The organism is Aerosakkonema funiforme FACHB-1375 (assembly GCF_014696265.1).
GTDB lineage: Bacteria > Cyanobacteriota > Cyanobacteriia > Cyanobacteriales > Aerosakkonemataceae > Aerosakkonema > Aerosakkonema funiforme_A.
This window is the reverse complement of the sequence record NZ_JACJPW010000097.1, coordinates 25,481-31,589: the sequence shown is the minus strand read 5'-3', so window position 1 is coordinate 31,589 and position 6,109 is coordinate 25,481. Positions and strand designations below refer to the sequence as shown.

The window sequence follows — 6,109 nt, the reverse complement described above, 5'->3', positions numbered from 1 at the left end:
ATCGGCACGACCTTAAATGTACGTCGAGGGACGGTAAGACTACTTCGGTAGCACGACTCAATGAAGCGTAAAGAATCCCCGTCGCTTCAGCGCGGGGAGTATGTCAAGACAGCTTTGTACTCCAGTACCAACACCCTTGAATCACCTCTCTTTGTTTGCAAAATATGAAAATTGAAGCGAGCAATAGAAGTATTAGTATTAGTGATTTGATAGAAGAATTTGAACCGTGATTAAAATCCCCTACGGGCTTATCCCCATAAATGGAATTTATGGGCTTGCGCCCTTTGAGTTTCGGTCAACTAGAGATCGTGTTCCAGACGTACTCGCATTTTACCTGGATTGAACAGTCCGTAAGGGTCAACCATTTGCTTAAACTCGAGCTGTTCGACATCAACTTTTTTTCTGCCTCCCAGTTCTAAAATGTAAACGTGGGGATTGGCAATGAAAACGCCTTGTTCTTCGTGATAGCGAATGATTTCGTTGAGGCGTTCTTCTGTGGTGTAGCGAACGAGTTGCAATGCGCCGGGAATTGCCGTACCGCCGACGCGGAAAAATTCTAGGTGCATCATCACTTCGTCGCCAAAGCGATCGTACATATGTTCGACGACCTTTAAACTTTTATCTGCTGGAAATATGCTTTGCAAATAGGTTATGGACGCATCGACGTTGCGAGCGTGTAAAGTTGTGTGATTCCAGGTATATTCTGCGAGCTGGAAGCCTTTGCCGACATCTTGTGCGAGTTTCTGATAGGCGATGCTGCCGCCATATTCCCTCACTAAATCTGCCAAGGGTTCTAGGCTGGTTTCTGCTACCATCAACAGGGCGGCGTGGGAGCCATCCGGTATGTATTGACGCAAGGGGGTAAGATAGCTGGGTATTGGCCACGCTGTAATGCAAATCAGTTTTTTAATCATGCCATCGCTGTCAGCCAGGGCTTGTCCGAAGCGAGCTGCTGCCATAAAGCTCTCGAACGTGACGATCGCTTCCGCCCAAGGGTATGCTGGCCCCAAGGGAATCTCTAACTCAGTGATGATGCCATTGATCCCCCAGGCGTGATTTACTTTTTGTACATGGTCTCCGCGCAGTTCGATCGCACGAGGCGTGTCTTCCAGGGTGACGACTCGCAAGGCGAACAGGTTGCCGCGATCTCCGAGCAATCCGTAGTTAATCGAACCGATGCCTCCGCTACCGCCGGCAATAAAACCGCCTATGGTTGCCGTTCGATATGTGGACGGAGACATCCGCATTTCCCAGCCAATTTCCCTTGCCTTTTTATCCAGCTGCGCCAGCTTGACACCAGCTTCTACTCGTGCTATGCCTGGTTTTACCCAGCAGATATTCTGCATTCGCGTCATATCCAGAATGACGCCGCCACTTAGGGGTACGCACTGTCCGTAGTTGCCAGTACCGGCACCTCGCACTGTCAGGGGCACCTTAAATTCCACACAGGCAGCTGCTACGCGCAACACTTCTGCTTCGTTGGCCGGACGGATAACCAAATCGCCTGTTTTTCCTGCCAGCTGGGCTTGTAAAATAGGGCTAAAAGTGTGGTAATCCTGAGATAACTTAGCTACTTGGGTCGCATCGGTAATAATTTCTATCCCTTTCAGGGCAGCAGTTAGGGCATCCCAGTCTCTTGATTTCATTGGTGTTGAGGTCATGTTTTAGTGTTGGTAATTCTACGGTCAACAATATCAAACCCTTGCGATTAATTTCATTCCTCCAGAAGATTATCGATCGTGCTTCTGCTCCTCTGGCCTCACAGTTATTCTTTGAGCGATCGGGGAGTCGTATGCCCTAGTGCAGCACGGCAGAAGTAACCCACCAGAGGGGAAGTAGTTGAATAGCTGACGCTCAAAGGATTTTTGACTTTTGAATGAATGACTTTTGACTTCCGCGTAGCGGCACTAGCTTTTCAGTACTCGCCCAGATGAGTTAAATATTATACTTAGTGTTTTTGGGTCTCCTGCGTCATTTGCTGGGAGGAAGCATCAAGTGGCCAAAAAGACACTTGACACGGCCTCATTCAGCCTCGAAAAGCAGCAGGTACGATGGCACTGTTGTTTTTATATCAAATTTTTATCTTTTTCTTGAGATTTTATACAAAGTTTTAAGTATGTTAAATATAATTAAAACTTAATAGTTAAAAAATGTAAAATTATATACATTGACCTCAAAATAAAATCTTTTGCTTCAGAATCTCGTTTTTGAACAAATACACGCAGACAACATCGGAGAGCGCTCAAAAGAGAAGGTTTATCGGAATGTCGCAGAGAAAAAATACAAAGACATCACAGCAAGGGATAAAGGCAGGAGAAGGCTCTCTTTACGATCGAGAGAGTTTGCTCAATCGAATTGCCACGCGAATTCGTCGCTCTTTGGAACTGCAAGAAATTTTGACGACAACAGTACAGGAAATCCGATCCTTTTTGGGAACCGAGCGCGTAAAAATTTACTTATTTAATACGGATGGCAGTGGAGAAGTGATTGCTGAAGCTCGTCACGGTAATCGACTGCCTTCGTTGCTGGGCCTGCATTTTCCGGCTACCGATATTCCTCCCCATTCCCGTCAAATGTTTCTGAAAGCTCGCCAAAGGGTCATCGTTGACGTGACTTCCAGGCGCAAAACTACCAGTCAGCTGGATTGCCCATCTACCGGAGAAAGCTTGATGGCAGAAGATGTTCGCTATAGTGCGGTCGATCCTTGCCATGTGGAATACCTCAGCGCTATGGGGGTGCATTCTTCTCTAACTGTGCCGATTTTGCACCAAAATCAACTTTGGGGTTTGTTGGTTTCTCACCATTCCAAACCGCGAAACTTTTCAGAAAGAGATTTAAAAATCGTACAGTTGTTGGTGGATCAGGTATCGATCGCGATCGCTCAGTCTAATTTGCTTTCGCGCACTCGCAAACAAGCTCAACAAGAAGCTATTTGCAATCAAATCAGCCGCTTGCTTCATTCACCCCTTAATATTACAGAAATTCGGCAAAAAGTTCTAGAGCAAACAGTCAAAGCTTTACACGGTTCTGGTGGTCGATTGTATATCAACGCAGATGCCACAGGTCAACCCGCTCAACTTTACACCTGTGGTGAAAAACTTACTGCTGGTTGTATTGAAGAAAGCTTATTTTGGCAACGAATTATCAACCATTACAAAGACACTTCCCAAGATAAGACTTCTGAATTATTATTTTTGAATACAGATCTAAAGAATCTCACGGAACACGCCCTAAGTAATCAAAATTTTCCCTACATCATTACCGACCTTTACCGAGAACCTCAATTACAGTTTTTGGAGCCTGCTTTTGAGGAAACTTCCATTCGTTCTCTACTAATTGTGCCCCTGCGATATCAGCAACAATCGGTTGGGTGTATGACAATTTTTCGCAATGAGGTCGAGACAGAAACTTTATGGGCTGGGCGTTTGAATTCAGACGATCGCAACTTGCGACCGAGACAGTCTTTTGACGCTTGGCGAGAAATCAAAAAAGGACAAGCCAAAGACTGGAGTGCGGATGAAATCAAGCTAGCCCAAGCTTTGGGACTGCATCTATACATGGCGGTGATGCAAAGACGGGTCGAAGATACGATCCGACATCAAGCTTCCCACGACCTCCTGACAGGTTTGCCCAATCGGTTACTATTTAACGATCGACTTTCGCTAGCCCTGGCAAATATTCATCAGCGACCGGAAATGTTGGCTGTGGTGTTTCTAGACTTGGATTGTTTTAAGAATATTAACGATACGCTGGGTCATGCTGTTGGCGATCGATTGCTGCAAGATGTCGCCAAACGACTGAAAAATTCCCTGCGGGAAAGTGACACGATTGCCCGCTGGGGAGGCGATGAATTCACTATATTGCTATCGCCCATTAACAGTACAGAGGATGCCTCTCATATTGCCCAGCGAATTCTTGATGTACTCAGCGTTCCTTATAATTTTAACGAGCAGCAATTCTACATAAAAGCTAGCATAGGAATTGCCTTGGCTCCCTATGACGGTGAGGATGCGGAAACCCTGTTGAAAAATGCCGATGCAGCTATGTACAGGGCTAAGCAACAAGGCCGCAATAATTACCAACTTTACACACCTGCAATTGGCAACAAAGCTTTTGAGCGAATGCTGCTGGAAAACAATCTCTATAAAGCGATAGAACGGGAAGAGTTTCTGTTGCACTACCAACCGCAATTAGATTTAAATACTGGTGAAATTGTGGGTATGGAAGCTTTGATTCGCTGGCAATCTGCCGAGCGAGGCTTAATTCCCCCCGATTATTTTATCCCTTTAGCAGAAGAAACTGGATTGATCTGCCAGATCGGCGAATGGGTACTGCGAACTGCTTGCGCTCAAAATCGCGCTTGGCAGTTAGCTGGCTTACCTCCTATCCGCATGGCTGTCAATCTTTCGGCTCGTCAGTTCCAGCAACGCGATTTAGTAAAAACAATTGCCAGAGTGTTGTCAGAAACGGGTCTGCATCCGGGCTGCCTGGAAATAGAAATTACTGAAACCATTGCTATCCAGGATGTAGATTTCACAATTTCCGTGTTGCAGTCTTTGCAGAGAATGGGAATCCACATTTCGATGGATGATTTTGGCATTGGTTATTCTTCGCTGTGGACTTTGAAACGATTTCCTTTAGATAAGCTGAAGATCGATCGCTCGTTTATCCACGATTTGAGCAGTGACAAAAAAGATGCAGCAATTATTACCTCAGTCGTCGCTTTAGGACACGGACTAAACTTAAAAGTGATTGCTGAAGGAGTTGAAAACGCAGAACAGTTGCAATTTTTGCGCTTGGCAAATTGCGATGGTGTCCAAGGATACTATTTTAGCCCGCCCTTACCTGCTGAAGCAGCAACGCAACTTTATATCGGCAAAACTCGGCCCAATCTTGCACAAGATGACTCAGATGACAACTCTCTGAGTTAGCGATCGCAAGTGAAAATTCACAGTGGATTATTACTTTTTATCCATTTTTTTATTGATCGCGCGTAAAACCCCATCCCAAGAGTGGGTGGGGCAGTTGACCTAAAGCCATAATGAAGATTGGCATAGAATTGAGGCTGGGAGTAGATGAGCGATCGAGATGATATTTTAGATAAGTCGGAGGTATTTGCTATCCCCGTCGCACCAACGGGATACAAGTCTGGCTTTATCGGCATTATCGGACGCCCGAATGTAGGCAAGTCCACCCTGATGAATCATTTGGTGGGGCAAAAAATTGCGATCGTCTCTCCTGTGGCGCAGACGACGCGCAATCGCTTGCGGGGTATTCTCACTACCCCAGAGGCGCAGATGATTTTTGTCGATACTCCGGGAATTCACAAACCTCACCACCAGTTGGGGCAAGTGTTGGTACAAAATGCCCAAATTGCTATTCAGTCTGTGGATGTGGTGTTGTTTGTTGTCGATGCTTCTGTGGAGGCTGGTGGTGGCGATCGCTACATCGTCGATCTCTTAAGCATCACTCAAACACCTGTTATTTTGGGGCTTAATAAAATAGACCTACAACATTCCGACGATCGATTTGTCGATCGCACTTATGCCGATCTGATCTCACCCCACGAATGGCCTTTGGTCAAATTTTCTGCGCTCAACGGCAATGGTTTGGACGAACTGCTGAAATTATTAGTCGATCGCCTCGAACCTGGGCCTTATTATTATCCCCCCGATCTCGTTACAGATCAACCCGAACGCTTCATCATGGCAGAATTGATTCGCGAACAAATTTTGCTCCTCACTCGCGAAGAAGTTCCCCACTCTGTCGCCGTCATTATTGAGAAAGTTGAAGAAACTCCCACCATCACTCGCGTTTTCGCCGCCATCAATGTCGAACGCGAATCTCAAAAAGGAATTGTCATCGGCAAAGGCGGCACTATGCTCAAAGCCATTGGCAGCGCCGCTCGCGAACAAATGCAAAAATTAATTGCTGGCAAAGTTTACCTGGAGTTGTTCGTCAAAGTCGAGCCCAAATGGCGGCAATCTCGCAGCCGTTTGGCAGAATTTGGTTATCGAGTCGAGGAATAGAAAATTTTCCTTAAGAAGGAGGTAATTTTGTTGTTTAAACCCACATTCCGCACCCGCAACTGTCACACATCAATCAAAAG

General features: G+C 46.0%; 3 protein-coding genes. 2 read left to right on the top strand and 1 reads right to left on the bottom strand.

Annotated elements, in window-relative coordinates:
* Nucleotides 1–299: 299 nt before the first annotated feature.
* Entirely contained in the window at nucleotides 300–1,661 is a 1,362-nt protein-coding gene (locus H6G03_RS28280; protein WP_190472118.1) for an FAD-binding oxidoreductase, read from the bottom strand.
* A gap of 603 nt (nucleotides 1,662–2,264) precedes the next feature.
* Here H6G03_RS28280 and H6G03_RS28275 point away from each other — a divergent pair.
* Entirely contained in the window at nucleotides 2,265–4,931 is a 2,667-nt protein-coding gene (locus H6G03_RS28275; protein WP_190472115.1) for a bifunctional diguanylate cyclase/phosphodiesterase, read from the top strand.
* 144 nt (nucleotides 4,932–5,075) lie between these two features.
* Nucleotides 5,076–6,029, top strand: a complete 954-nt coding sequence (era, locus tag H6G03_RS28270) for a GTPase Era (RefSeq protein ID WP_190472112.1) — start codon at nucleotides 5,076–5,078, stop codon at nucleotides 6,027–6,029.
* Nucleotides 6,030–6,109 lie beyond the last annotated feature (80 nt).

What these genes read in the sequence shown, in the direction of transcription:
- H6G03_RS28275 (WP_190472115.1), top strand. Translation starts at nt 2,265, where the DNA reads ATGTCGCAGAGAAAAAATACAAAGACATCACAGCAAGGGATAAAGGCA.
- H6G03_RS28280 (WP_190472118.1), bottom strand. Translation starts at nt 1,661, where the DNA reads ATGACCTCAACACCAATGAAATCAAGAGACTGGGATGCCCTAACTGCT.
- era (WP_190472112.1), top strand. Translation starts at nt 5,076, where the DNA reads ATGAGCGATCGAGATGATATTTTAGATAAGTCGGAGGTATTTGCTATC.